General features: G+C 72.5%; 28 protein-coding genes. 19 read left to right on the forward strand and 9 right to left on the reverse strand.

Annotated features, from left to right (window positions below; all coding sequences use genetic code 11):
* Nucleotides 1-3 precede the first annotated feature (3 nt).
* A complete protein-coding gene (locus tag OHU34_RS31195; RefSeq protein ID WP_230196205.1) occupies nt 4-1,050 on the reverse strand; it encodes a hypothetical protein in 1,047 nt (348 codons plus the stop codon).
* A gap of 125 nt (nt 1,051-1,175) precedes the next feature.
* The gene (locus OHU34_RS31200; protein ID WP_142263761.1) at nt 1,176-2,765 is read right to left on the reverse strand and encodes an oxidoreductase; all 1,590 of its coding nucleotides are present in this window, start codon (nt 2,763-2,765) and stop codon (nt 1,176-1,178) included.
* Between the two features lie 167 nt (nt 2,766-2,932).
* On the opposite strand from OHU34_RS31200, the gene hisD reads away from it, so the two are divergent.
* The 8 genes from hisD to hisF are packed head-to-tail and all read left to right on the forward strand — an operon-like array spanning nt 2,933 to nt 8,642.
* A complete protein-coding gene (hisD, locus tag OHU34_RS31205) occupies nt 2,933-4,258 on the forward strand; it encodes a histidinol dehydrogenase (RefSeq protein WP_142263760.1) in 1,326 nt (441 codons plus the stop codon).
* Nucleotides 4,255-5,364 (forward strand): histidinol-phosphate transaminase, encoded by a 1,110-nt coding sequence (locus OHU34_RS31210; RefSeq protein ID WP_142263759.1) that lies wholly within the window; start codon nt 4,255-4,257, stop codon nt 5,362-5,364. The genes hisD and OHU34_RS31210 overlap by 4 nt, the downstream gene beginning before the upstream one ends.
* Nucleotides 5,361-5,954, forward strand: a complete 594-nt coding sequence (hisB, locus tag OHU34_RS31215; RefSeq protein WP_020129897.1) for an imidazoleglycerol-phosphate dehydratase HisB — start codon at nt 5,361-5,363, stop codon at nt 5,952-5,954. Before OHU34_RS31210 ends, hisB begins: the two co-directional genes overlap by 4 nt.
* 4 nt (nt 5,955-5,958) lie before the next feature.
* Nucleotides 5,959-6,123, forward strand: coding sequence for a hypothetical protein (locus OHU34_RS31220; protein WP_020129896.1), 165 nt, complete (start codon nt 5,959-5,961; stop codon nt 6,121-6,123).
* The gene (hisH, locus tag OHU34_RS31225; protein WP_372481772.1) at nt 6,120-6,773 is read left to right on the forward strand and encodes an imidazole glycerol phosphate synthase subunit HisH; all 654 of its coding nucleotides are present in this window, start codon (nt 6,120-6,122) and stop codon (nt 6,771-6,773) included. The genes OHU34_RS31220 and hisH overlap by 4 nt, the downstream gene beginning before the upstream one ends.
* Nucleotides 6,770-7,495: a bifunctional 1-(5-phosphoribosyl)-5-((5-phosphoribosylamino)methylideneamino)imidazole-4-carboxamide isomerase/phosphoribosylanthranilate isomerase PriA gene (gene priA, locus OHU34_RS31230; RefSeq protein ID WP_142263757.1), complete on the forward strand. Its 726-nt coding sequence runs from the start codon at nt 6,770-6,772 to the stop codon at nt 7,493-7,495. Before hisH ends, priA begins: the two co-directional genes overlap by 4 nt.
* On the forward strand, nt 7,492-7,890 hold the full coding sequence (locus OHU34_RS31235) for a RidA family protein (protein WP_054242897.1): 399 nt from the start codon (nt 7,492-7,494) through the stop codon (nt 7,888-7,890). The genes priA and OHU34_RS31235 overlap by 4 nt, the downstream gene beginning before the upstream one ends.
* A complete protein-coding gene (hisF, locus tag OHU34_RS31240; RefSeq protein WP_142263756.1) occupies nt 7,887-8,642 on the forward strand; it encodes an imidazole glycerol phosphate synthase subunit HisF in 756 nt (251 codons plus the stop codon). Before OHU34_RS31235 ends, hisF begins: the two co-directional genes overlap by 4 nt.
* Nucleotides 8,643-8,644: 2 nt before the next feature.
* Here the strand turns inward: hisF and OHU34_RS31245 are convergent, their stop codons facing one another.
* Both OHU34_RS31245 and OHU34_RS31250 read right to left on the reverse strand, forming a co-directional pair.
* A complete protein-coding gene (locus OHU34_RS31245) occupies nt 8,645-9,043 on the reverse strand; it encodes a VOC family protein (RefSeq protein ID WP_142263755.1) in 399 nt (132 codons plus the stop codon).
* Nucleotides 9,044-9,053: 10 nt separating this feature from the next.
* On the reverse strand, nt 9,054-9,689 hold the full coding sequence (locus OHU34_RS31250; RefSeq protein ID WP_054242900.1) for a TIGR03085 family metal-binding protein: 636 nt from the start codon (nt 9,687-9,689) through the stop codon (nt 9,054-9,056).
* Between the two features lie 82 nt (nt 9,690-9,771).
* On the opposite strand from OHU34_RS31250, the gene hisI reads away from it, so the two are divergent.
* The 11 genes from hisI to lgt all read left to right on the forward strand — a co-directional run bounded on the left by hisI (nt 9,772) and on the right by lgt (nt 19,026).
* Nucleotides 9,772-10,221 carry a phosphoribosyl-AMP cyclohydrolase gene (gene hisI, locus OHU34_RS31255; RefSeq protein ID WP_405769458.1) on the forward strand — a complete coding sequence of 150 codons (450 nt, stop codon included), beginning with the start codon at nt 9,772-9,774 and terminating at the stop codon, nt 10,219-10,221.
* An 11-nt stretch (nt 10,222-10,232) separates the two neighbouring features.
* Nucleotides 10,233-11,711, forward strand: coding sequence for an anthranilate synthase component I (locus OHU34_RS31260; protein WP_405769461.1), 1,479 nt, complete (start codon nt 10,233-10,235; stop codon nt 11,709-11,711).
* Nucleotides 11,712-11,804: 93 nt separating this feature from the next.
* Complete coding sequence (locus OHU34_RS31265; protein ID WP_020129887.1) at nt 11,805-12,455, forward strand: TIGR02234 family membrane protein; 651 nt, start codon at nt 11,805-11,807, stop codon at nt 12,453-12,455.
* 169 nt (nt 12,456-12,624) lie between these two features.
* Nucleotides 12,625-12,876 (forward strand): HGxxPAAW family protein, encoded by a 252-nt coding sequence (locus OHU34_RS31270; RefSeq protein ID WP_020129886.1) that lies wholly within the window; start codon nt 12,625-12,627, stop codon nt 12,874-12,876.
* Between the two features lie 98 nt (nt 12,877-12,974).
* A complete protein-coding gene (locus tag OHU34_RS31275) occupies nt 12,975-13,433 on the forward strand; it encodes a DUF2752 domain-containing protein (RefSeq protein ID WP_405772433.1) in 459 nt (152 codons plus the stop codon).
* Between the two features lie 149 nt (nt 13,434-13,582).
* Nucleotides 13,583-14,392, forward strand: a complete 810-nt coding sequence (gene trpC, locus OHU34_RS31280; RefSeq protein ID WP_028806852.1) for an indole-3-glycerol phosphate synthase TrpC — start codon at nt 13,583-13,585, stop codon at nt 14,390-14,392.
* Nucleotides 14,393-14,414: 22 nt separating this feature from the next.
* On the forward strand, nt 14,415-14,657 hold the full coding sequence (gene trpM, locus OHU34_RS31285) for a tryptophan biosynthesis modulator TrpM (RefSeq protein ID WP_142263752.1): 243 nt from the start codon (nt 14,415-14,417) through the stop codon (nt 14,655-14,657).
* A gap of 57 nt (nt 14,658-14,714) precedes the next feature.
* Nucleotides 14,715-15,998: a tryptophan synthase subunit beta gene (trpB, locus tag OHU34_RS31290; protein WP_142263751.1), complete on the forward strand. Its 1,284-nt coding sequence runs from the start codon at nt 14,715-14,717 to the stop codon at nt 15,996-15,998.
* Entirely contained in the window at nt 15,995-16,831 is an 837-nt protein-coding gene (gene trpA, locus OHU34_RS31295) for a tryptophan synthase subunit alpha (RefSeq protein ID WP_200839653.1), read from the forward strand. The genes trpB and trpA overlap by 4 nt, the downstream gene beginning before the upstream one ends.
* A 103-nt stretch (nt 16,832-16,934) precedes the next feature.
* Nucleotides 16,935-17,711: a thioredoxin domain-containing protein gene (locus tag OHU34_RS31300; protein WP_142263750.1), complete on the forward strand. Its 777-nt coding sequence runs from the start codon at nt 16,935-16,937 to the stop codon at nt 17,709-17,711.
* A 94-nt stretch (nt 17,712-17,805) separates the two neighbouring features.
* Nucleotides 17,806-19,026 carry a prolipoprotein diacylglyceryl transferase gene (gene lgt, locus OHU34_RS31305; protein WP_405769466.1) on the forward strand — a complete coding sequence of 407 codons (1,221 nt, stop codon included), beginning with the start codon at nt 17,806-17,808 and terminating at the stop codon, nt 19,024-19,026.
* Nucleotides 19,027-19,104: 78 nt separating this feature from the next.
* Here lgt and OHU34_RS31310 read toward each other — a convergent pair whose 3' ends face one another.
* Genes OHU34_RS31310 through OHU34_RS31330 form a run of 5 tightly spaced genes read right to left on the reverse strand, consistent with a single transcriptional unit; the run spans nt 19,105 to nt 24,596 of the window.
* The gene (locus OHU34_RS31310; protein WP_142263748.1) at nt 19,105-19,938 is read right to left on the reverse strand and encodes a CoA ester lyase; all 834 of its coding nucleotides are present in this window, start codon (nt 19,936-19,938) and stop codon (nt 19,105-19,107) included.
* Nucleotides 19,935-21,167: a CaiB/BaiF CoA-transferase family protein gene (locus OHU34_RS31315; protein WP_142263747.1), complete on the reverse strand. Its 1,233-nt coding sequence runs from the start codon at nt 21,165-21,167 to the stop codon at nt 19,935-19,937. Before OHU34_RS31315 ends, OHU34_RS31310 begins: the two co-directional genes overlap by 4 nt.
* Complete coding sequence (rbsK, locus tag OHU34_RS31320; RefSeq protein WP_142263746.1) at nt 21,164-22,057, reverse strand: ribokinase; 894 nt, start codon at nt 22,055-22,057, stop codon at nt 21,164-21,166. The genes OHU34_RS31315 and rbsK overlap by 4 nt, the downstream gene beginning before the upstream one ends.
* Nucleotides 22,054-23,433 (reverse strand): ADP-ribosylglycohydrolase family protein, encoded by a 1,380-nt coding sequence (locus OHU34_RS31325; protein WP_142263745.1) that lies wholly within the window; start codon nt 23,431-23,433, stop codon nt 22,054-22,056. The genes rbsK and OHU34_RS31325 overlap by 4 nt, the downstream gene beginning before the upstream one ends.
* The gene (locus tag OHU34_RS31330) at nt 23,421-24,596 is read right to left on the reverse strand and encodes an ADP-ribosylglycohydrolase family protein (protein ID WP_230196208.1); all 1,176 of its coding nucleotides are present in this window, start codon (nt 24,594-24,596) and stop codon (nt 23,421-23,423) included. Before OHU34_RS31330 ends, OHU34_RS31325 begins: the two co-directional genes overlap by 13 nt.
* Nucleotides 24,597-24,603: the final 7 nt, after the last annotated feature.

Consider the following 24,603-nt stretch of genomic DNA (forward strand, 5'->3'; position numbering starts at 1 on the left):
AGCCTAGTGGTCCGTGGAGTGGGCTCGTCCGCCGTGCCCGATCCCTGGACGCCAGAGGGGCCGCTCGGACGGTCCCGAGCGCACTTCCTCGCGTACCGCCAGGAAGTGGCCGAGCGGGTCGTCCGACAGCCGGCCCCAGGGGAAGGACGTGGCGTAGGGGCCGATGAGGCGCAGTTGCGCGAGGGCGTCGTCGTGGCGGTCCAGGCGGACCAGGACATACGTCAGCACATTGCGGATCTCGGCCGGCCACGGGTCGACGGACGGGAAACGGGCGGAGAGCGCGATGGCGCGGTCGGCCGCCGCGTCCAGTCGCTCGCGCGGCACCTCGGGCCCGCAGCCGTCGGTCAGGTACGCGAAGGCGGCCCGCGTCGGCAGCGCCTGGACGAGGGAGCCGGCCGGGGCGTCCTGCGCGGCACGGTCGGCGAAGTCGAAGCACTCCCGGTGGGAGCCGTGCCACGACTCGGCGAGATAGCGCTTGGCGGCGACATGGCAGCCGTAGTGGTGCGGGGCGCGGCGGACCGCGGCCGACCACAGTTCGCCGAAGTACTTGTGTCCGGCGCGGGTGCCGCGCGCGTGGTCCAGGGCGATCCGCCACGGCACCGGGTCGCGGACGTCGCTCTGCGCGGCGGCCGTGATCAGCGGGCTCACCTCGCGCAGCAGCTCGGCCCTGGCCGGTGAGCGCCAGGCCCGGTGCACCGCGAGCTGGGCGGCGACGAGCCGTACGTCCGGGTCGCGGGGGGCGGCGGCGCTCCACTCCTCGAACCACTCCGACCGGGAGTGCGCGAAGGACGCCAGCCGGGTGGCGTACCGGTCCCGGTACTCCCACTCGGAACGTTCCCGGGTCTGGGCCATGAGCCGGGCGGCGGGCGCGTAGGCGCCCAGTCCTGCGGCGACCAGGGCGGGACCGAGTCGGTCGTCGGGCACGTCGAGGAGCACCTCGTCGTCGGCGGGGAGCCCGGCGGCGCTGTGGGGGGCGGCGGCGTTCCGTGCCGTCCGGGATGCCCGGGAGGCGCGGATGAACGGGGGCAGCAGAGCCATGGTGTGGCCCATTGAAAAGCCGCGGGTTCAGATTGCGCCAGAGGGTTCCGGCACCTTCACGAAAGTTGTACACCGTACGGTCAAGGAGCGGTAAAAGGTGACTGTGGGCGACTGGGCGTGAGCCCGCTGTCCACCGGTCATCCCCGGCGCAGCAGTCGCGTGGCCCCCGCCGCGACCGTCGTCGCCAGGATCCAGCCGAGCAGGATCAGCGCCGACGACAGCCACTGCCAGCCGCCGCGCAGCTGCCACTCGCCGACCTGCCCGAGGTCGATGACCGGCAGCAGCAGGTCGAGGGCGAAGAGGGCGGGATTCCAGGGCGGGTGCCCGTCCCGGTGGACGGGCGGATGCGCGGCGTGCGCGAAGGCCAGCGAGCTCGCCGCCCACAGCACCGCCATCCACACCGCCGCGCGGCCCGGCCGGTACCCGTAGGCGACCGTCCAGTCCTGGACGTAGCCCCAGAGCTTCGCGGCCGGCGGCAGCGTCTCGCGGCGCCGCCGCTGCTTGGCCAGCAGTACCTCGCGGGCGTCCTCGTCCTCCCCGCCGGTCCGCAGCACGGTGGCCAGCCGTTCGTACGGCTCCGGGGCGTACTCGGCGGTCGCCGCGGCCACCCAGCGCAGCCGTTCGGCCAGCGGGAACGGGCCCTGCGGCACCAGGTTCTCGTACGCGAAGCCGCCCATGTGCACACTGCCGGGGCCCGGCCACGCGCTCGCCCGGTCCACCAGGTTGATCACCCGGGCGCCCGACAGCACCACCTTGCCGCGCGGCGGCCGCTCCCCGAGGAAGCGCAGCTCGGGCGTCTGCACCCGGCGCAGCGACAGCTCCTGGTCCTCCGTGAACACGAACCGGGCCCGTTCCAGGTCCACCGCGTCCCCGAACCGCCCGTCGTCCAGCCGCACCCCGCCCCGGCACTCGAAGCGCTGGATGCGGGTCCCGCGCGCGGGAGTCGTGCCGCTCAGCGCCTGGCCGCCGACACCGGCCGGGGTCAGGTACAGCGAACGCTCCACCGTCAGCTGGGGCGCGTTCAGCGCGAGCCGGGTGTACGGGTTGGCCAGCCGCGCCCCGCGCAGGCTCAGCGACACGCCGATCTTGGCGCTGCGCAGGCTCAGCTCGCCGTGCGATTCGAGCAGCTCGGCCTGGAGGTCCTGGCCGACCGTCAGGCCGTCGGCGGCGATCGAGCGGCCGCTGCGGTCGCGGTAGACGATCGCCTGGTTGAGCAGCAGGTCCGTGCCGATGTGCGCGTCGGTGAGCCGGACGCCGTTGTGGAAGCGGCAGCGGGGGAGGTGCAGATCGCCCTCGGTGTGCACCCGGGCGGCCTCCAGACGCGGCACCGAGCAGTCCACCATCCGCACGGTGGTGAACCGGGCCTCCGGCAGCAGCACCTCCCGCTCGAACCGGCAGCGCTTCATCTCCAGGTACGGCACCACCGTGCCGCCCGCGAGGTCCAGGGTGCCGCTGATCTGCACGCCCACCAGCTTCAGCGAGGCGACCCGGCCGGCCAGCGCGGGCGGCCCGTCCAGCAGCAGGCAGGCGACGATCCGCGCCCGCACGGTCCGCGACGCGCCCCACGGATGCCCGCCGTGCGGGTCGTCGACGACCGTGTCCCCGCTGCTCAGGTCGTACACGCTGCCGTTGCGGAAGGCCTGCCACATGCCGGCCTCGGCGGCGGTCAGGTCGTCCGGCAGATCGCCCGGATCGCCTCCCGCGCGGATGCCCGCCCCCTCGGTCACGCTCGTCACCCCCTTCGTCACTCACGGTTTTCGCACAGCTGTTCATGCCCGGTGGGCGACCCCCGAACGCTAGACCCGAAGCCGATCTTCCGGATTCCGGCCACGTTCTGTATCAGCCATTGATACGCGCGGACGACGCCCGATCCCGGTCTGAGAGAATTGACGGCGTGATCTCCCGAATCGATCTGCGCGGCGACGCCCTCCCCGAGGGACCCGCCCTGCGCGACCTGCTGCCCCGAGCCGACTTCGACGTCTCGGCCGCCCTCGAGAAGGTGCGTCCGATCTGCGAGGCCGTGCATCATCGGGGCGACGCGGCGCTGATCGACTTCGCCGAGAAGTTCGACGGGGTGCGGCTGGAATCCGTACGCGTACCGGCAGCGGCGATCGCCGACGCGCTCGAGCGGCTCGACCCGGCCGTCCGCGCGGCCCTGGAGGAGTCCATCCGCCGCGCCCGGCTCGTCCACCGCGAGCAGCGCCGTACGACGCACACGACGCAGGTCGTGCCCGGCGGGTCGGTGACCGAGAAGTGGGTGCCGGTCGAGCGGGTCGGGCTGTACGCGCCCGGCGGCCGGTCGGTCTACCCGTCCTCCGTCGTCATGAACGTCGTGCCGGCGCAGGAAGCCGGCGTCGGATCCATCGCGCTCGCCTCCCCGGCCCAGTCCGAGTTCGGCGGCCTGCCGCACCCGACGATCCTCGCGGCCTGCGCCCTCCTCGGCGTCGACGAGGTGTACGCGGCCGGCGGCGCCACGGCCGTCGCGATGTTCGCGTACGGCACCGAGTCCTGCCCGCCCGCCAACATGGTCACCGGCCCCGGCAACATCTGGGTCGCCGCCGCCAAGCGCTACTTCGCCGGCAAGATCGGCATCGACGCGGAGGCCGGCCCGACCGAGATCGCGGTCCTCGCCGACGGCAGCGCCGACCCGGTGCACATCGCCGCCGACCTCATCAGCCAGGCCGAGCACGATCCGCTCGCGGCCGCCGTCCTGGTCACCGACTCCGTCGAGCTGGCGGACGCGGTCGCGAAGGAACTGGAGCCGCAGGTCGCGGCCACCAAGCACATCGAGGACCGGATCGTCCCGGCGCTCGCCGGCCGGCAGTCCGCGATCGTGCTGGTCGACGGCGTCGACGAGGGCCTCAGGGTGGTCGACGCGTACGGCGCCGAGCACCTGGAGATCCAGACGGCCGACGCGGCCGCCGTGGCCGACCGGGTGAAGAACGCGGGTGCGATCTTCGTCGGCCCCTGGGCGCCGGTGTCCCTGGGCGACTACGCGGCCGGGTCCAACCACGTGCTGCCGACGGGCGGCTGCGCCTGCCACTCCTCCGGGCTGTCCGTGCAGTCCTTCCTGCGGGGCATCCACATCGTCGACTACACGCGGGACGCGCTGGCCGAGGTCGCGCGGCACGTGGTGACGCTGGCGGAGGCGGAGGACCTGCCCGCGCACGGCGCGGCGATCAAGGCGCGGTTCGACTGGAAGGTACCGGCGAGCAAGTGAGCTTCGGAATCGACGATCTCCCCGTACGGGACGAGCTGCGCGGCAAGTCCCCCTACGGCGCGCCCCAGTTGGACGTCCCCGTACGGCTGAACACCAACGAGAACCCCTACCCGCTGCCCGAGGCGCTCGTCGAGCGGATCGCGGAGCGGGTGCGCGAGGCGGCCCGCAACCTCAACCGCTACCCGGACCGGGACGCCGTGGAGCTGCGCACGCGGCTCGCGCGGTACCTGACGGACACCTCCGGGCACGAGGTCGGCCCGGCGAACGTGTGGGCCGCCAACGGCTCCAACGAGGTCATCCAGCAACTGCTCCAGACCTTCGGCGGACCGGGCCGCACCGCGATCGGGTTCGAGCCGTCGTACTCGATGCACGGGCTCATCGCGCGCGGCACGGGAACCGGATGGATCTCGGGTCCCCGCAACGAGGACTTCACCATCGACCTGGCGGCCGCCGAGCAGGCCGTCGCCGAGCGCCGGCCCGACGTCGTCTTCATCACCACCCCCAACAACCCCACCGGCACCGCGGTCCCTGCCGAGACGGTCCTCGCGCTGTACGAGGCCGCGCAGCGCGCCAAGCCGTCGATGGTGGTCGTGGACGAGGCGTACATCGAGTTCAGCCACGGCGACTCACTGCTGCCGCTGCTCGAAGGTCGGCCGAATCTCGTCGTCTCGCGCACCATGTCGAAGGCCTTCGGCGCGGCCGGCCTGCGCCTCGGCTACCTCGCCGCGCACCCGGCGGTCGTGGACGCCGTCCAGCTCGTCCGGCTGCCGTACCACCTGTCGGCCGTCACCCAGGCGACCGCGCTGGCCGCCCTGGAGCACACCGACACGCTGCTGAAGTACGTCGAGCAGCTCAAGTCGGAGCGCGACCGGCTGGTCACCGAGCTGCTCGCGATCGGCTACGAGGTCACGGCGTCCGACGCCAACTTCGTGCAGTTCGGGCGCTTCGAAGACGCCCACACGGTCTGGCAGCAGATCCTCGACCGGGGCGTCCTGGTCCGGGACAACGGCGTACCCGGCTGGCTGCGGGTCACCGCCGGAACCCCCGAAGAGAACGACGCGTTCCTCGACGCGGTCCGTGATGTGAAGAAGGAGCAGAGGCCATGAGCCGCGTAGGACGTGTAGAGCGCACGACGAAGGAGACGTCGGTCCTCGTCGAGATCGACCTCGACGGCACCGGCAAGGTCGACGTGGCCACCGGCGTCGGCTTCTACGACCACATGCTCGACCAGCTCGGCCGGCACGGTCTGTTCGACCTGACGGTGAAGACCGACGGCGACCTGCACATCGACTCCCACCACACCATCGAGGACACCGCCCTCGCGCTCGGCGCCGCCTTCAAGCAGGCCCTCGGCGACAAGGTGGGCATCTACCGCTTCGGCAACTGCACGGTCCCGCTGGACGAGTCCCTCGCCCAGGTCACCGTCGACCTCTCCGGCCGGCCCTACCTCGTGCACACCGAGCCCGAGAAGATGGCGCCGATGATCGGCGAGTACGACACCACGATGACCCGGCACATCCTGGAGTCCTTCGTCGCCCAGGCGCAGATCGCGCTGCACGTGCACGTGCCCTACGGGCGCAACGCGCACCACATCGTGGAGTGCCAGTTCAAGGCGCTGGCCCGGGCCCTGCGCTACGCCTCCGAGCGCGACCCGCGCGCGGCCGGCATCCTCCCCTCCACGAAGGGCGCCCTGTAGAACCATGAGCGGACTGTCGACCATCCTGATCGTCGTCGGCCTCTTCCTGGTCGGCGGCATCTACTCCTTCGTCAAGCAGCAGATGCCGAAGAGCCTGATCGTGCTGCTGTCGATCGGCGCCGCGATGTGCCTCGTCGCCGGCGTCGTGCGGCTGGAGGTGTGGAATTGAGCAGCGCCCCGAAGAGCCCGAAGAAGGTCGTCGTCTTCGACTACGGCTTCGGCAACGTCCGCTCCGCCGAGCGGGCCCTCGCGCGCACCGGGGCCGACGTCGAGATCACGCGTGACTTCGACACGGCCATGAACGCCGACGGGCTGCTGGTGCCGGGCGTCGGTGCCTTCGCCGCCTGCATGCGCGGCCTGAAGGAGGCCCGCGGCGACTGGATCATCGGCCGCAGGCTGTCCGGCGGGCGCCCCGTGATGGGCATCTGCGTCGGCATGCAGATCCTGTTCGCGCGGGGCATCGAGCACGGCGTGGAGACCGAGGGCCTCGACGAGTGGCCCGGCGCGGTCGAGCCGCTCCAGGCCGAGATCGTGCCCCACATGGGCTGGAACACCGTCGACGCCCCGGCCGACTCCGAGCTGTTCGCCGGACTGGACGCGGACGCGCGCTTCTACTTCGTGCACTCCTACGCCGTGCAGGACTGGTCCCTCGACGTGCACAACCCGCTGCTGCGGGCGCCGAAGGTGACCTGGTCGACGCACGGCAGGCCGTTCGTGGCCGCCGTGGAGAACGGCGCCCTGTGGGCCACGCAGTTCCACCCCGAGAAGTCCGGCGACGCCGGAGCCCAGCTCCTCACCAACTGGATCGGAACACTGTGAGCAAGCTCGAACTCCTCCCCGCCGTCGACGTCCGCGACGGCCAGGCCGTCCGCCTCGTGCACGGCGAGTCGGGCACCGAGACCTCCTACGGCTCCCCGCTCGAGGCCGCCCTCGCCTGGCAGCGCTCGGGCGCCGAGTGGCTGCACCTGGTCGACCTGGACGCCGCGTTCGGCACCGGCGACAACCGCGCGCTGATCGCCGAGGTCGCCGGCGCGATGGACATCAAGGTGGAGCTGTCCGGCGGCATCCGCGACGACGACACCCTCGCCGCCGCCCTGGCCACCGGCTGCACCCGGGTCAACCTGGGCACGGCCGCCCTGGAGACCCCCGAGTGGGTCGCCAAGGTCATCGCCGAGCACGGCGACAAGATCGCGGTCGGCCTGGACGTCCGGGGCACGACCCTGCGCGGCCGCGGCTGGACCCGCGACGGCGGCGACCTCTACGAGACGCTGGCGCGTCTCGACAAGGAGGGCTGCGCGCGCTACGTCGTCACCGACATCGCCAAGGACGGCACGCTCCAGGGCCCGAACCTGGAACTCCTGAAGAACGTGTGCGCCGTGACGGACCGGCCGGTCGTGGCCTCGGGCGGCGTGTCCTCCCTCGACGACCTGCGGGCCATCGCCGAGCTGGTGCCCCTCGGCGTCGAGGGCTCCATCGTCGGCAAGGCCCTGTACGCCGAGGCGTTCACCCTGGAAGAGGCCCTGGAGGCGGTCGCCCGGTGAGCGAGGTACGACGCATCACGACCGGCGCGCCCTGGGAGGAGACCTTCGGGTACTCCCGCGCGGTGGAGCTTCCCAACGGCCTGGTGCTGATCTCCGGGTGCACCTCGATCGTGGACGGCGAGATCGCCGGCGGCGGTCCCTACGAGCAGACGGTCAACGCCTTCGGTGTCGCCTTCGCGGCGCTGGAGCAGCTGGGCCTCGGGCGCGACGACGTCGTGCGCACGCGCATGTACCTCACCCACGCGCGGGACGTGGACGACGTCGGACGCGCCCACAAGGAGCTGTTCGAGACCGTCCGGCCCGCCGCCTCCATGCTCATCGTCTCCGGCCTCGTGGACCCCAGCCTGGTCGTCGAGGTCGAGGTGGAGGCCTATCGAGGAGGGTCCTCGGCATGACCCTTGCCGTACGAGTCATCCCCTGCCTGGACGTGGACAACGGCCGCGTCGTCAAGGGCGTCAACTTCCAGAACCTGCGCGACGCGGGCGACCCCGTCGAGATGGCCAAGGTGTACGACGCCGAGGGCGCCGACGAGCTGACGTTCCTGGACATCACCGCCTCGTCGGGCAACCGCGAGACGACCTACGACGTGGTGCGCCGCACCGCCGAGCAGGTGTTCATCCCGCTGACGGTGGGCGGCGGGGTACGTACCCCCGAGGACGTCGACAAGCTGCTGCGGGCCGGCGCCGACAAGGTGGGAGTCAACACGGCCGCCATCGCCCGCCCGGAACTGATCAAGGAGATCGCCGAGCGGTTCGGCAGCCAGGTGCTGGTGCTGTCGGTGGACGCCCGGCGGACCCCCGCCGGGACCTTCGAGGTGACGACGCACGGTGGCCGCCGGGGCACCGGAATCGACGCCATCGAGTGGGCGCACCGCGCGGCCGAGCTGGGCGCGGGCGAGATCCTGCTCAACTCGATGGACGCGGACGGCACGAAGGACGGCTACGACCTGGAGATGATCGCCGCGGTGCGCAAGCACGTGACGGTCCCGGTGATCGCCTCCGGCGGAGCCGGCAAGCTGGCCGACTTCCCGCCGGCCGTCGAGGCGGGCGCGGACGCGGTGCTCGCCGCGTCGGTGTTCCACTTCGGCGACCTGCGGATCGGCCAGGTCAAGGACGCGCTGCGGGAGTCCGGACACCCGGTGCGCTGAGTTCAGCCCTTCGGCTGGGTCAGCTGCACGAAGTTGCCCACCGTGTCGTCCAGGACGGCCGCGACGGCCGGGCCCTGGTCCTGCGGGGGATGGGTGAAACGCACACCCAGCCCCCGCAGCCGCTCGTACTCCGCATCGAGGTCGTCGACCGAGAAGACGATGCACGGCAGCCCCGCCTCCCGCAGGGCCGCCCGGTACGGCTCCGCGATGGGGCCCTGGCCGGGCTCCAGCAGCAGCTGGAGATCCCGCTGGGCCCCTTCCGCCGCGCCCACGGTGACGAACAGCGTGCCTTCGCCCAGATCCATGTGCAGACGCGTCTCGAACCCCAGGACCTCGGTGTAGAACGCGTGGGCCTTCGCGACGTCGTCGACGTACACGCTCGTCATGGCGACCTTGATCATGTACGGCCTCTCAGATTCCGAGCTGCTTTCCGCCGTGCAGCCTGGTGATCGCTTCCTTCTCGCCTTCCAGTTGCACCTCCGCGGCGCTCTGTCGGCCGTACAGGAACAGCAGCAGCTCCGACGGCTCCCCGGTGGCCGTCACGACCGGCGTGCCCCGGTTGGCGACCGCGGTACGGCCGTCCGGGCGCCGCAGCACCAGACCGGTCGGGGTGCCGCGGCCCATCAGGCGGGCGGTGCGCTCCAGGCGGGTCCACAGGGCGTCCTGGAAGACGGGGTCGAGCGCGCGCGGCGTCCAGTCCGGCCGGGCCCGGCGGACGTCCTCGGTGTGGACGTAGAACTCGATCGTGTTGGACGCCTCGTCGAGCTGCTTGAGCTGGAAGGGCGAGAAGCGCGGCGGACCCGTGCGGATCAGCTGGATCAGCTCCTCGTACGGCTTGGCGGCGAACTCCTCCATCACCTTGTCCAGGCGGGACGCGAGCTGTTTGATCAAGATGCCCCCGGCGGCGTCCGGGCGGCGCTCGCGCACCACCACGTGCGCCGCCAGATCCCGGGTCTGCCAGCCCTCGCAGAGGGTCGGGGCCTCGGGGCCCGCCGTTTCCAGCAGGTCGGCGAGAAGAAGTCGTTCACGCTTGGCGAAAGTCGACATGCCGTCAGCCTACGGCTGCGCGGAAGGTCCGCCCAGTGGACACGGGCCGTCACTGTCAGTGGCGCGCGGCACAATGGCAGACATGACCAGCACGCCCCCGCCCGCCCGTCGCCCGACCACCGGCCCCCATCGAGGGGCTTCGCCCCACGGTTCCCCATCCAGTCACCTCGACCCGCGGATCGCCGCGCGCCTCAAGCGCAGCCCCGACGGGCTCGTCCCCGCCATCGCCCAGCAGTACGACACCGGTGAGGTGCTCATGCTCGGCTGGATGGACGACGAGGCGCTGCACCGCACGCTCACCACCGGCCGCTGCACCTACTGGTCGCGCAGCCGCCGGGAGTACTGGGTCAAGGGCGACACCTCCGGCCACTTCCAGTGGGTCAGGTCCGTGGCCCTCGACTGCGACGCCGACACGGTGCTCGTCAAGGTCGACCAGGTCGGCGCCGCCTGCCACACCGGGGCGCGCACCTGCTTCGACGCCGACGTGCTGGTCGAGAACGCCGATTCCGGCGTACCCGCCACGGATCAGTAAGGTCAGCCGCCATGGACCTCGAGACGTTCCGCAAGCTGGCCACCGACCGCCGCGTCATTCCGGTCACCCGCAAGCTCCTCGCCGACGGCGACACCCCGGTCGCGCTCTACCGCAAGCTCGCCGCCGAGCGCACCGGAACCTTCCTCCTGGAGTCCGCGGAGAACGGCCGCTCGTGGTCCCGGTACTCCTTCGTCGGCGTCCGCAGCGCCGCGACGCTCACCGCGCGCGACGGCCGGGCCCACTGGCTCGGCACCCCGCCCGTCGGCGTCCCGGTGGACGGCGACCCGCTCGCCGCCCTGCGCGCCACCATCGAGACCCTCCACACCCCCCACGAGGAGGGCCTGCCGCCCTTCACCGGCGGCATGGTCGGCTACCTCGGCTACGACATCGTGCGCCGCCTGGAGAAGATCGGCCCCGGCGACCGCGACGACCTGCGGCTGCCCGAGCTGACCATGCTCCTGACCAGCGACCTCGCCGTCATGGACCACTGGGAGGGCTCGGTCCTGCTGATCGCCAACGCGATCAACCACAACGACCTCGACACGGGCGTCGACGAGGCCTACACGGACGCGGTCGCCCGGCTGGACGCCATGGAGGCCGACCTCTCCCGCCCGGTCGCCCAGCCCCCGGCCGTCCTCCCGCCCTCCGAACTCCCCGAGTACAGCGCCCTGTGGGGCGGCCCCGACTTCCAGGCGGCCGTCGAGGACATCAAGGAGCGCATCCGCGCGGGCGAGGCCTTCCAGGTCGTCCCCTCCCAGCGCTTCGAGACGCCGTGCACGGCGAGCGCGCTGGACGTCTACCGGGTGCTGCGGGCGACGAACCCGTCCCCGTACATGTACCTGTTCCGTTTCGACGGTTTCGACGTCGTGGGCTCCTCCCCGGAAGCCCTCGTCAAGGTCGAGGACGGGCACGCCATGGTCCACCCCATCGCCGGCACCCGGCACCGCGGGGCGACCCCGCAGGAGGACCAGGCCCTCGCCGACGAACTGCTCGCCGACCCCAAGGAGCGCGCCGAGCACCTCATGCTCGTCGACCTCGGCCGCAACGACCTGGGCCGGGTCTGCGAACCGGGCTCGGTCGAGGTCGTCGACTTCATGTCCGTCGAGCGCTACTCGCACGTGATGCACATCGTCTCGACCGTCACCGGGAAGGTCGCGGCGGGCCGCACCGCCTTCGACGTCCTCACCGCCTGCTTCCCCGCCGGCACCCTCTCCGGCGCCCCCAAGCCGCGCGCCATGCAGATCATCGACGAACTGGAGCCGTCCCGGCGCGGCCTGTACGGCGGCTGCGTCGGCTACCTGGACTTCGCCGGCCACTCCGACACCGCCATCGCCATCCGTACGGCCCTCCTGCGCGACGGCACGGCCTACGTCCAGGCCGGCGCGGGCATCGTCGCCGACTCCGACCCGGTCGCCGAGGACCAGGAGTGCCGCAACAAGGCGGCGGCGGTCCTGCGCGCCGTCCACACCGCCAACCGACTGGCGAAATAGGGCGCTTCCGGACAGACGGCCGGGGCACCTTTCGAAGATAGGACGCGTCTCACGTGAACCCCGGGTGACGGTTCGCCCGGGGTTCAGGCGATAGTGGAGTACGTGACTGCTGTTCCGCACCCCCGATCCGAAGCCGCCGCCCCCGCCGGGTCCGGCCGCCGAAGCCTCGCGCTCGCCCTGCTGTTCGGGGCGCTGGGCTCGGCCGTGACCCTGCTGTCCACCCGGCAGCGCTGGTCGGAGGGCACGGCCACGGTGGCCGGCGGTGCCTTCCCGCTGACCGCCAGGGGCAGCGACGTGACGGGCGTGCCCGCGGCGCTCGCCATAGCGGCCCTCGCCGCGCTCGTCGCCGTCTTCGCCGTCCGCAGGACCGGCCGCTTCGCGGTCTCCGCGCTGCTCGCGCTCTCCGGCGCCGGCATCATGACCGCCGCCCTGCTCGGCGCCTCCGACGGCTCCTCGCTCGACGAGCAGGCCGCCCGCGCCTCCGGCGACACCTCGGCGACCGTCGCCTCCTTCAGTCACACCGCGTGGCCCTACGCCGCGGCCGCGGGCGGCGCCCTGATCCTGCTGGCCGGCCTGCTCGCCCTGCGCTACGGCCGCCTGTGGCCCGCGATGTCCGGCCGCTACGAACGCGACGGCACCCCGCGCCCCCGGCGCGCGGCCAAGCCCGTCGACCCGGACCGGCCCGAGGACATGTGGAAGGCGCTGGACCGGGGCGAGGACCCGACGGGCGCGGATCCCGCCTGAACCCGACCGCGCGAGGAGCCCGGTCGACGTCCGGTCGCGCGGTTCCCGATGTGGTGAATCAGACGCGATCGGAGGCCACCCCCCGCGTCCGCGACGCGCGCCGGTACGGGACAATGGACGACGAGCGTCCGGCTCGGACGGACACAGAGACAGCAATGAGGAGCAAGTCATGGCGGGCAGCAGCCACGGACACACCCCGGCCGCCTGGACCGGCGTCACCATCGTCTTCATCGGGTTCACCGTCGCGGGCGCGTTCATGGTGATGGCCGAGCCGCTCGGCTTCTGGGCCGGCATGGCGATCGTGGCCCTCGGCGGTGTGGTCGGCGGCATCATGCGCTCGATGGGCCTCGGCATGCCGAAGGAGGCCCACCCGGTGCACCAGGTCACGGCCACCCGCGAGCCGGCGGCCGCCGAGGCCTGAGTCCCGACTACCTCGGCAGGGCTTCCGCAGGACCTCGTGAGGGGCGGCCGGTGCAACCGGCCGCCCCTCACGCGCGCGTGCTGCCCCGCCGGGGCACAATACGAGGCGTGAACGCCGACAGCCGGCGGGTGACACCCCGGCCGCCCCCGACGCCCCAGGCAACCCTGCTCGGACGACTCGTGGTGCCCGCCGGGACCCTCGCGGCCGTCGTCGCGGCCTTCGCGTACGTCGGGACCGTCGACCCCAACGAGCCCGGCCACTACCCGGTCTGCCCGCTCCTGCGCGTCACGGGCCTGTACTGCCCGGGCTGCGGCGGACTGCGCAGCGCGCACGCCTTCGTGCACGGGGACCTCGCCGCCGCCCTGCACGACAACGCACTGGCCGTCGTCGGCTATCTGGGTTTCGCGGTGGTGTGGACCGTCTGGGTGGTCCGCGCGGTGCGCGGACGCCCCGCGCGCGTGGAACCGACCTCGGTGCTGCTGTGGACGCTGGGCGCGTTCGTGCTGGTCTTCACGGTTGTCCGGAACCTGCCGTTCGGTGGCTGGCTGCATCCTTGATCAACCGGCGAACGTCCAGGTAGTGGGACCGGCGTCAACCGGATGTGAGGCCTTCGCCTTCCTCCGGATACCATCGCAGTGACCACCTCTTTTCTACTGGTCGCTGGAACTGTCAACCGTCTCTCAACCGCTGGAAGGGGGCCGCTCGCGTGAGTGTGCTCGACGAGATCATCGACGGAGTCCGTGCCGACCTCGCGGAGCGGCAGGCGCGCGTCAGCCTCGACGAGCTCAAGGAGCGCGCGGCGAAGGCCCCCGCCGCCAAGGACGGGGTGGCCGCGCTCCGGGGCGACGGCGTCAAGGTGATCTGCGAGGTCAAGCGCTCCAGCCCGTCCAAGGGCGCGCTGGCCGCGATCGCCGACCCGGCCGGGCTGGCCGCGGACTACGAGGCGGGCGGTGCGGCCGTCATCTCCGTCCTCACCGAACAGCGCCGCTTCGGCGGCTCCCTCGCCGACCTCGAGGCGGTCCGCGCGCGGGTCGACATTCCCGTACTGCGCAAGGACTTCATCGTCACCTCGTACCAGCTGTGGGAGGCCCGCGCGTACGGCGCCGACCTCGCGCTGCTGATCGTGGCCGCCCTCGAACAGCCCGCCCTCGAGTCGCTGATCGAGCGCGCCGTGTCCATCGGCCTCACCCCGCTCGTCGAGGTCCACGACGAGGACGAGGTGGAGCGCGCGGTCGACGCGGGCGCCAAGGTGATCGGCGTCAACGCGCGCAACCTGAAGACCCTCGAGGTCGACCGGGGCACCTTCGAGCGCGTCGCGCCCGAGATCCCGGCCCACGTCGTCAGCGTCGCCGAGTCCGGCGTCCGGGGCCCGCACGACCTCATCGCGTACGCCAACGCCGGCGCCGACGCGGTCCTGGTCGGCGAGTCCCTGGTGACGGGCCGCGACCCGAAGACGGCGGTGGCCGACCTGGTGGCGGCGGGCGAGCACCCCGCACTCCGGCACGGCCGCGGCTGATCTCCCGATAGGATCGGCCCCGATGACACCCACGACGACGGCCATGGACAGGTACGCCCGCCTCGCGCGCGGATGCCGCCCCCGTGGCTGCCGCGCGCCCGCCCGGCGGGTGCACGGCCGGCGCGTGCGGTACGTCATCGGAGACGAGCCCGGCCAGGTGAACGGCATGCGATGGCAGCGCCCCGTCAGGGGCGCGGGGCTCTTTCGGATGTGCGGCCACCGCCGCGCGGGCGCGACCAGCCACAACGGTCCCGCAGCCGACTGACCATCCCTGCCCCCCACGGCGACAGTGCCCACCACACACTCACCGTGAGGTTTCCGCATGCCCAGCGAGTTCTTCATTCCCGACCCCGAGGGTCAGGTCCCCAGCGCCGAGGGCTACTTCGGCGCGTTCGGCGGCAAGTTCATCCCGGAGGCCCTCGTCGCCGCCGTGGACGAGGTCGCCGTCGAGTACGACAAGGCCAAGCACGACCCCGAGTTCGCCCGCGAGCTCGACGACCTGCTCATGCACTACACCGGCCGGCCCAGCTCCCTCACCGAGGTGCCGAGGTTCGCCGAACACGCCGGCGGCGCCCGGGTGTTCCTCAAGCGCGAGGACCTCAACCACACCGGCTCCCACAAGATCAACAACGTGCTGGGGCAGGCGCTGCTCACCCGGCGCATGGGCAAGACGCGCGTGATCGCCGAGACCGGCGCCGGCCAGCACGGCGTGGCGACGGCCACCGCCTGCGCCCTCTTCGGCCTTGAGTGCACCATCTACATGGGCGAGATCGACACCCGGCGCCAGGCCCTCAACGTGGCGCGCATGCGCATGCTGGGCGCCGAGGTCGTGGCCGTGAAGTCCGGCAGCCGCACGCTGAAGGACGCCATCAACGAGGCCTTCCGCGACTGGGTCGCCAACGTCGACCGCACCCACTACCTGTTCGGCACGGTCGCCGGACCGCACCCCTTCCCGGCGATGGTGCGCGACTTCCACCGCGTCATCGGCGTCGAGGCCCGCCGCCAGATCCTGGAGCGCGCCGGACGCCTCCCCGACGCGGCGGTCGCCTGCGTCGGCGGCGGCTCCAACGCCATCGGCCTCTTCCACGCCTTCATCCCGGACGCCGACGTCCGGCTGATCGGCTGCGAGCCGGCCGGCCACGGCATCGACACCGGGGAGCACGCGGCCACCCTCACCGCGGGCGAGCCCGGCATCCTGCACGGCTCGCGCTCCTACGTCCTGCAGGACGACGAGGGCCAGATCACCGAGCCGTACTCCATCTCGGCGGGCCTGGACTACCCGGGCATCGGCCCCGAGCACTCCTACCTCAAGGACAGCGGCCGCGGCGAGTACCGCGCGGTCACCGACGACGCGGCCATGCAGGCGCTGCGCCTGCTGTCGCGCACCGAGGGCATCATCCCGGCCATCGAGAGCGCGCACGCGCTGGCCGGGGCCCTGGAGGTCGGCAAGGAGCTCGGCAAGGACGGGCTGATCGTCGTCAACCTGTCCGGCCGCGGCGACAAGGACATGGACACGGCCGCCCGTTACTTCGGCCTGTACGACACCGACGCCGAGGTCGCCGCCAACGCGGCCGACACCGCCGAGATCGAGGGGGACGCCAAGTGAGCGGGGCCGAATTCACCGGTGGGAACAGCGGGCTGCTGTCGGACACCCTCGCCGACGCCAAGGCGGAGGGCCGCGCCGCGCTCATCGCCTACCTCCCGGCCGGGTTCCCGACCGTGGACGGCGGCATCGAGGCGATCAAGGCCGTCATCGACGGTGGCGCGGACATCGTCGAGGTCGGTCTGCCGCACAGCGACCCGGTCCTCGACGGCCCGGTCATCCAGACCGCCGACGACATCGCCCTGCGCGGCGGGGTGCGGATCGCGGACGTGATGCGGACGGTCCGGGAGGCCTTCGAGGCCACCGGGAAGCCGATCCTCGTGATGACCTACTGGAACCCGATCGACCGCTACGGCGTCGAGCGCTTCACCGCCGAGCTGGCCGAGGCGGGCGGCGCGGGCTGCATCCTGCCCGACCTGCCGGTCCAGGAGTCGGCGCCGTGGAGGGAACACGCCCACAAGCACGGCCTCGCGACGGTCTTCGTCGTGGCGCCCAGCAGCAAGGCCGCGCGGCTCGCGCAGATCACCGAGGCGGGCAGCGGATTCGTCTACGCCGCTTCGCTGATGGGGGTCACCGGCACCCGTGAGTCGGTGGGCGCGCAGGCCCAGGACCTGGTCGAGCGGACCAGGGCCACCGGCACCGGCCTGCCCGTCTGCGTCGGCCTCGGCGTCTCCGACGCCAAGCAGGCCGCCGAGGTCGCCGGCTTCGCCGACGGTGTGATCGTGGGCTCGGCCTTCGTCAAGCGGATGCTGGACGCGCCGGACGACGCGGCCGGTGTCGAGGCGGTCCGCGAGCTCGCGGGCGAGCTGGCGAAGGGCGTCCGCCGACAGGCGTAGGCGGGGACAGACGTAACAGAGCGGGATATTTCTCCGGGTCACTCGAACGGGTGGACCTGGGGTCGGGGAGGCGCAATGCGCCTCCCCGGTTCGTTCTGGGGGTGTGAGCGAGAAGAATCGTGCGGGAAAGCGCACCGCCAGGGAGCGGCTGGCGGACGAGCGAGAGAAACAGAAGGCCGCGGAGCGGCGACGGCGGACGTTGATCGTCGCGTCGAGCGTCGTCTGCGTCCTGGGTCTGGCGGCGGTGATCGGGGTCGTCGCGGCGAACTCCGGCAAGGACGACAGCAGCGACAAGGCGGGGCCGGTCGTGGCCCCCTCGGGAGCGCAGGGCGAGGACGCGCTCGCGATCCCCGTCGGCAAGGACGGTGCCAAGTCCACGCTCACCGTGTGGGAGGACTTCCGCTGCCCGGCCTGCAAGGCCTTCGAGACGGCGTACCGCCCCACGATCCACGAGCTGACGGACGCCGGGAAGCTCAGGGTCGAGTACCACCTGGCCACGCTCATCGACGGCAACATGGGCGGCAGCGGCTCCCGTAACGCGGCCAACGCGGCGGCGTGCGCGCAGGACGCCGGGAAGTTCCCCGCGTACCACGACGTGCTGTACGAGAACCAGCCGGAGGAGACGGACGACGCCTTCGCCGACAACAGCAAGCTCATCGGGCTCGCGGCCAAGGTCGACGGCCTCGACACGCCCGCGTTCCGTACCTGCGTCGAGGACGGCACGCACAACAGCTGGGTCGAGAAGTCCAACCAGGCCTTCCAGAACGGCCACTTCGGCGGCACGCCGACCGTGCTGTTCAACGGCAAGAACATCTACGCCGACCAGTCGATGACACCGGCCAAGCTGAAGCAGATGGTGGAGGAAGCCGACAAAGGGTGACCAGGGGTGAGGCGCCTGCACACCCGCCCGTTATGGAGCCGTAGCCGGGCTGCCCGTCGTCGGCCCGGTCCGGCACGGTAGCGTCGACCCTGCCATGGAACTTGCCTACATTCCCAGCCCGTCGCACGGGGTGCTGTATCTCGGCCCCGTTCCGCTGCGCGGCTACGCGTTCTGCATCATCATCGGCGTCTTCGTCGCGGTCTGGCTCGGCAACAGGCGCTGGGTCGCCCGCGGCGGACAGACCGGCACGGTGGCCGACATCTCCGTCTGGGCGGTGCCCTTCGGACTGGTCGGCGGCCGGCTCTACCACGTGATCACGGACTACGAGCTGTACTTCAGCGAGGGCCGCGACTGGGTGGACGCCTTCAAGGTCTGGGAGGGCGGCCTCGGTATCTGGGGCGCGATCGCGCTCGGCGCGGTGGGCGCGTGGATCGGCTGCCGTCGCCGGGGCATCGCGCTGCCCGCGTACGCCGACGCCATCGCGCCCGGCATCGCCCTCGCCCAGGCGATCGGCCGCTGGGGCAACTGGTTCAACCAGGAGCTGTACGGCAAGCAGACCGACCTTCCCTGGGCGCTGCACATCACGTCCTCGGCGGACGGCCGGGTACCCGGCTACTACCACCCGACGTTCCTGTACGAGTCGCTGTGGTGCATCGGCGTCGCGCTCCTCGTCATCTGGGCCGACCGCCGCTTCAAGCTCGGACACGGGCGGGCCTTCGCGCTGTACGTCGCCGCGTACTGCGTGGGCCGCGCGTGGATCGAGTACATGCGGGTCGACGACGCCCACCACATCCTGGGCCTGCGGCTGAACGACTGGACCGCGATCGTCGTGTTCGTGCTCGCGGTGATCTACATCGTGATCTCGGCGAAGAAGCGGCCGGGACGCGAACCGGTGGTCGAGCCGGCTGCGGTTGCCTCCGGCGGTGCGACGGAAGCCGACGGCGAGGGCACGTCGGAGTCGGAGGACGCGGCCAAGGACAAGGCCGCGGCCAAGGACAAGGCTGAGGGCAAGGACAAGGCTGAGTCCGGCGCCGAGGCGAAGACCGGCGCGAAGACCGACGCGAAGAGGGACGGCGAAGCGAAGGCCGAGACCGACGCCGACGCCCAGGGCGAGACGGACGCCAAGGCCGCTGCCGGCGCCAAGGCCTCCAGCGATGCCGAGGCATCTGCCGACGTCAAGGCCGACGCCGGTGCGAAGGCGGACGCCGGCGCGAAGGGTGAGGTCGGGAAGGCCGCCGCGGTGAAGGCCGAGGACCCGGCTGAGGTGAAGGACGAGGTCAAGGACGGAGCCGAGTCGGCCGGCAAGAAGAGCTGACGGCTGGTTGTTCGTACGACGACGAGGGCGCCCGGGGTCTGCCGGGCGCCCTCGTCGTCCGTGTGCGACGGGGGAGGTTCAGTCCCCGCGGGCCGCGAGGGACAGAGTGCGCTGTGCCATCGCCACCACGGCCGCGTCGACGAACCGGCCGTCCGGGAGGGCTTGGGCGCCCTGCTCGGTGGCCGCCGCTTTCACGATCGTCTCGGCTTCCTCCAGCTCGTGCTGGGTGGGCAGGTAGGCCCGTTCGATGATCGGGAGCTGGCGGGGGTGGATGGCGGCGCGGCCCAGGAAACCCAGGGTGCGACCGTGGGCGCAGCTGGTGGCCAGGCCCTCCAGGTCACGGATGTCGGGGTGCACCGACTGGGGAGGGGGCGTCAGACCCGCGGCCCGGGCGGCGACCACGACCCGGGCGCGGGACCAGTCGAGGCCGGCGTCGTCGCGGACGCCCAGGTCGGCTCGTAGGTCCGCCTCGCCGAGGGCGATGCCGCGCAGCGAGGGGTGGGCGCAGGCGATGGCGAAGGCGTGTTCGATGCCGAGGGCCGTTTCCAGGAGGGCGTGGAGGGGGGTGGTTCCACGGTCCGCGGGCGGCATGGCCGCGGCGACGCGGGTGATCTGGTGCGGGGACGTCACTTTCGGCAGGCGCAGGGCGGAGACCCCGGGGAGGGTGGCCATCGTGCGGAGGTCCGCCGCGGCGAAGGGGCTGTCCAGGGCGTTCACCCGGACGTGGACCGGGACCGGCTGGGGCTCGCGGAGGCGTTCGGCGGTGGCCGTGCGGGCGTACTCCTTGCGGTCCGGGGCGACCGCGTCCTCCAGGTCGACGATGACGACGTCGGCGCCGCAGGCGAGCGCCTTGGTGACGGTCTGCGGGCGGTCGCCGGGGACATAGAGCCAGGTCAGAGGGGTCTTCGTCATACGGCGCCCGCCTCGCGGAGGGACGTCAGCTCGGCTTCGGTCAGGCCCAGTTCGGTCAGGACCTCCTCGGTGTCGGCGCCGTGCGGGCGGCCGGTCCAGCGGATCGCGCCGGGGGTGGAGGAGAGCCGGAAGAGGACGTTCTGCATGCGGATCCGGCCCAGCTCCGGGTCCTCGACCGCGGTGATCGTGTCGAGGGCCTGGTACTGGGGGTCCGCCATCACGTCGCGTACGTCCTGGATCGGGGCGATCGCGGCCTCCGCCTTCTCGAAGGCGGCGAGGACGTCGGTGCGGCTGCGGGCGGCGATCCAGCTGCCGACCGCCTCGTCGAGCAGGTCTGCGTGGGCGGCCCGGTCGGCGCCGGTCGCGAACCAGGGCTCGTCGATCAGGTCGGGGCGGCCGACCAGGCGCATCACGCGCTCCGCGATCGACTGGGCCGATGTGGAGACGGCGACCCAGTTCCCGTCGGCCGTGCGGTAGGTGTTGCGCGGGGCGTTGTTGGCGGACCGGTTGCCGGTGCGGGCCTGGACGTATCCCAGCTGGTCGTACCAGAGCGGCTGGGGGCCGAGGACGGTGAGGATGGGCTCGATGATCGCCATGTCGACGACCTGCCCCTCGCCGGTGCGGTCGCGGGCGGAGAGGGCCGTCATGACGGCGTAGGCGGTGGCCAGACCGGCGATCGAGTCGGCCAGGCCGAAGGGCGGGAGGGTCGGGGAGGCGTCCGGCTCGCCGGTGATCGCCGCGAATCCGCTCATCGCCTCGGCGAGGGTGCCGAAGCCGGGGCGATGGGCGTAGGGGCCGAACTGGCCGAAGGCGGTGACCCGGGTGAGGACCAGGCGGGGATTGGCCGCCGACAGAGCGTCCCAGCCGAGGTCCCACTTCTCCAGGGTGCCGGGCCGGAAGTTCTCGATGATCACGTCGGCGGTGGCGGCGAGGCGCAGCAGCGTGGCGCGGCCGCCGGGCCTGGAGAGGTTGAGGGTGATGGTGCGCTTGTTGCGGCCGAGGAGCTTCCACCAGAGGCCCACGCCGTCCTTGGACGGGCCGTGGCCTCGGGAGGGGTCCGGCTGGGTGGGGTGCTCGACCTTGACGACCTCCGCGCCGAAGTCGCCGAGCATGGTGGCGGCGAGGGGGCCGGCGAAGAGGGTGGCCAGGTCCAGGACCCGGACACCTTGCAGGGGAGCGGTCTTCTCGGGAGTCTTCGCGGTGGCCTCTTCGGTGGTCTTCTCGGTCATGACGCGTACTGCGTCTCGATCTCGGAGCGGTAGGGCATCGAGGCGGAGGCGCCCGGTCGTTGGACCGACAGGGCCGCCGCCGCGGATGCCCAGGCCAGCGCCTCCCGTACGGGCCGCCCCTCGCCGAGCGCGACCGCGAGGGCGCCGACGAAGGTGTCGCCCGCGCCGGTCGAGTCGACGGCGGTGACGCGCGGGGCGGGCACGGTCAGCGGCTGTGTTCCCCGGCTGGCGTACAGGCTGCCGGACGCGCCGAGCGTGATGACCACCTCCGGCACGCTGTCCAGCAGGGCGGTGGCCGCCTCGCGCGGGTCGGTGCGGCCGGTGAGCGTGGCCGCCTCGTGCTCGTTGGGGACCAACAGGTCGATGGCCGCGAGGAGTTCGGGCGGGAGCGGCTGGGCGGGGGCCGGGGTGAGGATCGTCCGGACGCCGTGGGCGCGGGCCGCCCGGGCGCTCGCGACGACCGCGGCGAGGGGGACCTCGAGCTGGAGCAGGAGCGCGTCGGCGGAGGAGATGAGGACCTCGTCGCCGGGGACGAGGTGGTCGACGGTGCCGTTCGCGCCGGGGACGACCACGATCGCGTTGCCGCCCTCGTCGTCCACGACGATGTGCGCGGTGCCGGAGGGGCTCTCGACGGTGCGCAGGTGGTCGGTGTTCACGCCGGAGTGCTCCAGGGTGGAACGCAGCCGGGTGCCGAAGGCGTCGTTGCCGACGGCGCCGATCATCGAGACGGTGCCGCCCGCGTGGGCGGCGGCGACCGCCTGGTTGGCGCCCTTGCCGCCGGGGATCGTACGGAACTCCCGTCCCGTGACGGTCTCCCCGCGCTGCGGGGGCTTCTCGACGTAGGCGACGAGGTCCATGTTCGTGCTGCCGAGCACGACGATGTCGGTCATGGCTGGGAAGCCTCCCGGGGGATGAGGGACCAGGTGAGGTGGGCCAGGGTGTCGAAGCCGACGCCGTCGAGGCCGGCGACGGAGGTGGCCAGGCGGTTCTTGAGGGGGGCCGTCCAGTGGTCGGGCAGGGCGGCCGGGTCGCCGGTGAGCAGGGCGGCGATCCCGCCGGCCGTCGCGCCGACCGAGTCGGTGTCCAGGGCGCCGGACACGGCACGGCCGATGGAGCCGGTGAAGTCGCCGTCCGCGTGGGTGAGGGCGGCGGCGATCAGGGCGGTGTTGGGGATGGCGTGGACCCAGTGGTGCCCCTGGTGGGCGGCGTGGAGTTCGTCCACCACGGTGTCGAAGTCGCGGTGTTCCCCGGCGAGCCGGACGGCGTGGGTGACCGCCTGCGCGAGACGGGAGCGGGGCGGGACGACGGTCAGGCCGGTGCGCAGACAGGCATGGACGTCATGGACGCCGGTCGCGGCGGTGGCGATGGTGGCCGCCGTGAACATCGCCGCGTAGACGCCGTTGGCGGTGTGCGTGAGGGTGGCGTCGCGGTGGGCCTGCTCGGCCGCCGCGGCCGGGTCCCCGGGGTTGGTCCAGCCGTGGACGTCGGCGCGGATGAGGGCGCCGATCCACTCGCGGAAGGGGTTGCGGTGGCGGGCGGTGAGCGGGGGCTCGATGCCGCAGAGGAGGTTGCGCAGGGCGAGGCGCTCGGCGGTGAAGGTGCGGCCCGCGGGGAGTTCGTCCAGCCAGAGCCGGGCCACGTCCGTGGTGGTGAAGTCCCTGCCGTGGCGTTGGAGCAGGAGGAGGTTGAGAAGCGGGTAGTTGAGGTCGTCGTCCTCGGGCATGCCGTCGATGTTCTCGGCGAGGGAGGTGGTCGCCGAGCGGCGGTTCCAGGGGTGCGCCTCGAGGAGGGGCTCGGGGATTCCCCGGGCGGTGAAGTAGCCGGCGAGGGGCCAGTTGCCGGTGGACCGGGCGAGTCGGCGGACGGCGTCCAGGGGGAGTTTCTCCACCGGTTTGCCCAGCAGGCAGCCGACGGCCCGGCCCAGCCAGGCCGCTTCCAGTGCGGCGGGGGCGGGGGTCTGCGCGGGCGCGTCGGCCGGACGGCTCGGCCACTGCGGGCACAGGGCCCTGATCTTCTCCAGTCCGGTCGGCTCGTGTTCCGCCGACCTGCTGGGCAGGTCGGCCAGTTCGTCCAGCAGGTCGTCCGCGAGAAGGCGCAGATAGCGCGAGGCCCGCTGCGGGGACGCCCCGGCCCGGGCGGGGGCCTCGCAGCCGCCGGCCGCTTTCCAGCGTGCGGCGATCGCCCACGGTTCCCGGCCGTCCTCGGCCGCCTGGCGCAGTTCGTGGCCGAGGAGGTCCTCGGGCTGGACCCAGGTCAGTCGGAGCATCGCGGACCTCCGATCGCGGAGAACGCCCGCTCGTGGGTGCGGCGGTGGTGGACGTCGCGGTCGAAGATCTCCCGGGTGACCTCGGTGAGCGTCGCCGCGGGCTGCCAGAGGTCGAGGCGGCTGGCCTCGCCGACCTGCTTCGACCAGTCTTCGGGGACCGGCGAGCCGAGGGCGCCGGCGACCGCTCCCGCCATCGTCGCGATCGAGTCGCAGTCGCGGCCGTAGTTGACCGCACCCAGGACCGCCTGCCGGTAGTCGCCGTCGGCCACCAGCAACATGCCCAGGGCGACGGGGAGTTCCTCGATCGCGTGGAGGCGGGACGGGCGGCGGGCGGCCAGGGAGGGCCGGCGGTAGTCGGGGCCGACGGTGTCGTACGGCGCCACCGCCTCCCGGAGCGGCACCAGCGCCGATTCGAAGTCGGTGTGCCGGGCCGCCGCTTCGCAGACCTTCTCGATCGCCGTGCGGGTCCCGTCCTGGGCCAGGGCCAGACAGGCCGTGACGACGGAGTCCGCCGTCGCGCCCGGCGTGCACGCGGCCGCCACCGCCGCCGCGAAGACTCCCGCCGCCTCGCGGCCGTACGAGGACTGGTGGGCGCCGGCGATGTCCAGCGCCTCGGCGTACGCACCCGCCGGGTTGGCCGCGTTGACCAGGCCCACCGGCGCCATGTACATCGCCGCACCACAGTTGACGATGTTGCCGACGCCTGCCTCACGGGGGTCCACATGGCCGTAGTGCAGCCGTGCCACCAGCCATTTCTCCGCCAGGAAGATCCGCTGGAGGGGGAGCGCCTCCGCCTCCAGCTCCGGGATCCAGCGGGGTGTCGTCAGCAGGTCCGGGACCAGGTGGTCGGCGATCGCGTAGGCGTCCAGGTGATCGCGGACCGTGGCGTAGACCCTGATCAGCGCGTGCGTCATCAAGGTGTCGTCGGTGACGTGGCCGTCGCCCTTGTGGTACGGGGCGATGGGGCGGGCGGTGCGCCAGTCGTCGCCGTTCCAGGGACCGACGACGCCGTGGACCCGGCTGCCGTGGCGCTGGAGGATCTGCTCGGGGGAGTAGCCCTCGACGGGGCCGCCGAGCGCGTCGCCGACGGCCGCGCCGACGAGGGCTCCGGTGATGCGGTCTTCCAGGGTTCCGCCGTTGCTTTCTTGTGCTTTGGGCGTCATGCCCCGA

It is taken from the genome of Streptomyces sp. NBC_00080 (genome assembly GCF_045041255.1).
GTDB classification, from domain to species: domain Bacteria; phylum Actinomycetota; class Actinomycetes; order Streptomycetales; family Streptomycetaceae; genus Streptomyces; species Streptomyces coriariae.

What these genes read in the sequence shown, in the direction of transcription:
- hisI (WP_405769458.1), top strand. Translation starts at nt 9,772, where the DNA reads ATGACCAGCACGCCCCCGCCCGCCCGTCGCCCGACCACCGGCCCCCAT.
- OHU34_RS31245 (WP_142263755.1), bottom strand. Translation starts at nt 9,043, where the DNA reads ATGATCAAGGTCGCCATGACGAGCGTGTACGTCGACGACGTCGCGAAG.
- hisB (WP_020129897.1), top strand. Translation starts at nt 5,361, where the DNA reads ATGAGCCGCGTAGGACGTGTAGAGCGCACGACGAAGGAGACGTCGGTC.
- OHU34_RS31260 (WP_405769461.1), top strand. Translation starts at nt 10,233, where the DNA reads ATGGACCTCGAGACGTTCCGCAAGCTGGCCACCGACCGCCGCGTCATT.
- rbsK (WP_142263746.1), bottom strand. Translation starts at nt 22,057, where the DNA reads ATGACCGACATCGTCGTGCTCGGCAGCACGAACATGGACCTCGTCGCC.
- OHU34_RS31270 (WP_020129886.1), top strand. Translation starts at nt 12,625, where the DNA reads ATGGCGGGCAGCAGCCACGGACACACCCCGGCCGCCTGGACCGGCGTC.
- OHU34_RS31220 (WP_020129896.1), top strand. Translation starts at nt 5,959, where the DNA reads ATGAGCGGACTGTCGACCATCCTGATCGTCGTCGGCCTCTTCCTGGTC.
- OHU34_RS31310 (WP_142263748.1), bottom strand. Translation starts at nt 19,938, where the DNA reads ATGACGAAGACCCCTCTGACCTGGCTCTATGTCCCCGGCGACCGCCCG.
- OHU34_RS31330 (WP_230196208.1), bottom strand. Translation starts at nt 24,596, where the DNA reads ATGACGCCCAAAGCACAAGAAAGCAACGGCGGAACCCTGGAAGACCGC.
- OHU34_RS31195 (WP_230196205.1), bottom strand. Translation starts at nt 1,050, where the DNA reads ATGGGCCACACCATGGCTCTGCTGCCCCCGTTCATCCGCGCCTCCCGG.
- OHU34_RS31325 (WP_142263745.1), bottom strand. Translation starts at nt 23,433, where the DNA reads ATGCTCCGACTGACCTGGGTCCAGCCCGAGGACCTCCTCGGCCACGAA.
- hisF (WP_142263756.1), top strand. Translation starts at nt 7,887, where the DNA reads ATGACCCTTGCCGTACGAGTCATCCCCTGCCTGGACGTGGACAACGGC.
- trpB (WP_142263751.1), top strand. Translation starts at nt 14,715, where the DNA reads ATGCCCAGCGAGTTCTTCATTCCCGACCCCGAGGGTCAGGTCCCCAGC.
- lgt (WP_405769466.1), top strand. Translation starts at nt 17,806, where the DNA reads ATGGAACTTGCCTACATTCCCAGCCCGTCGCACGGGGTGCTGTATCTC.
- OHU34_RS31250 (WP_054242900.1), bottom strand. Translation starts at nt 9,689, where the DNA reads ATGTCGACTTTCGCCAAGCGTGAACGACTTCTTCTCGCCGACCTGCTG.
- OHU34_RS31315 (WP_142263747.1), bottom strand. Translation starts at nt 21,167, where the DNA reads ATGACCGAGAAGACCACCGAAGAGGCCACCGCGAAGACTCCCGAGAAG.
- trpM (WP_142263752.1), top strand. Translation starts at nt 14,415, where the DNA reads ATGACACCCACGACGACGGCCATGGACAGGTACGCCCGCCTCGCGCGC.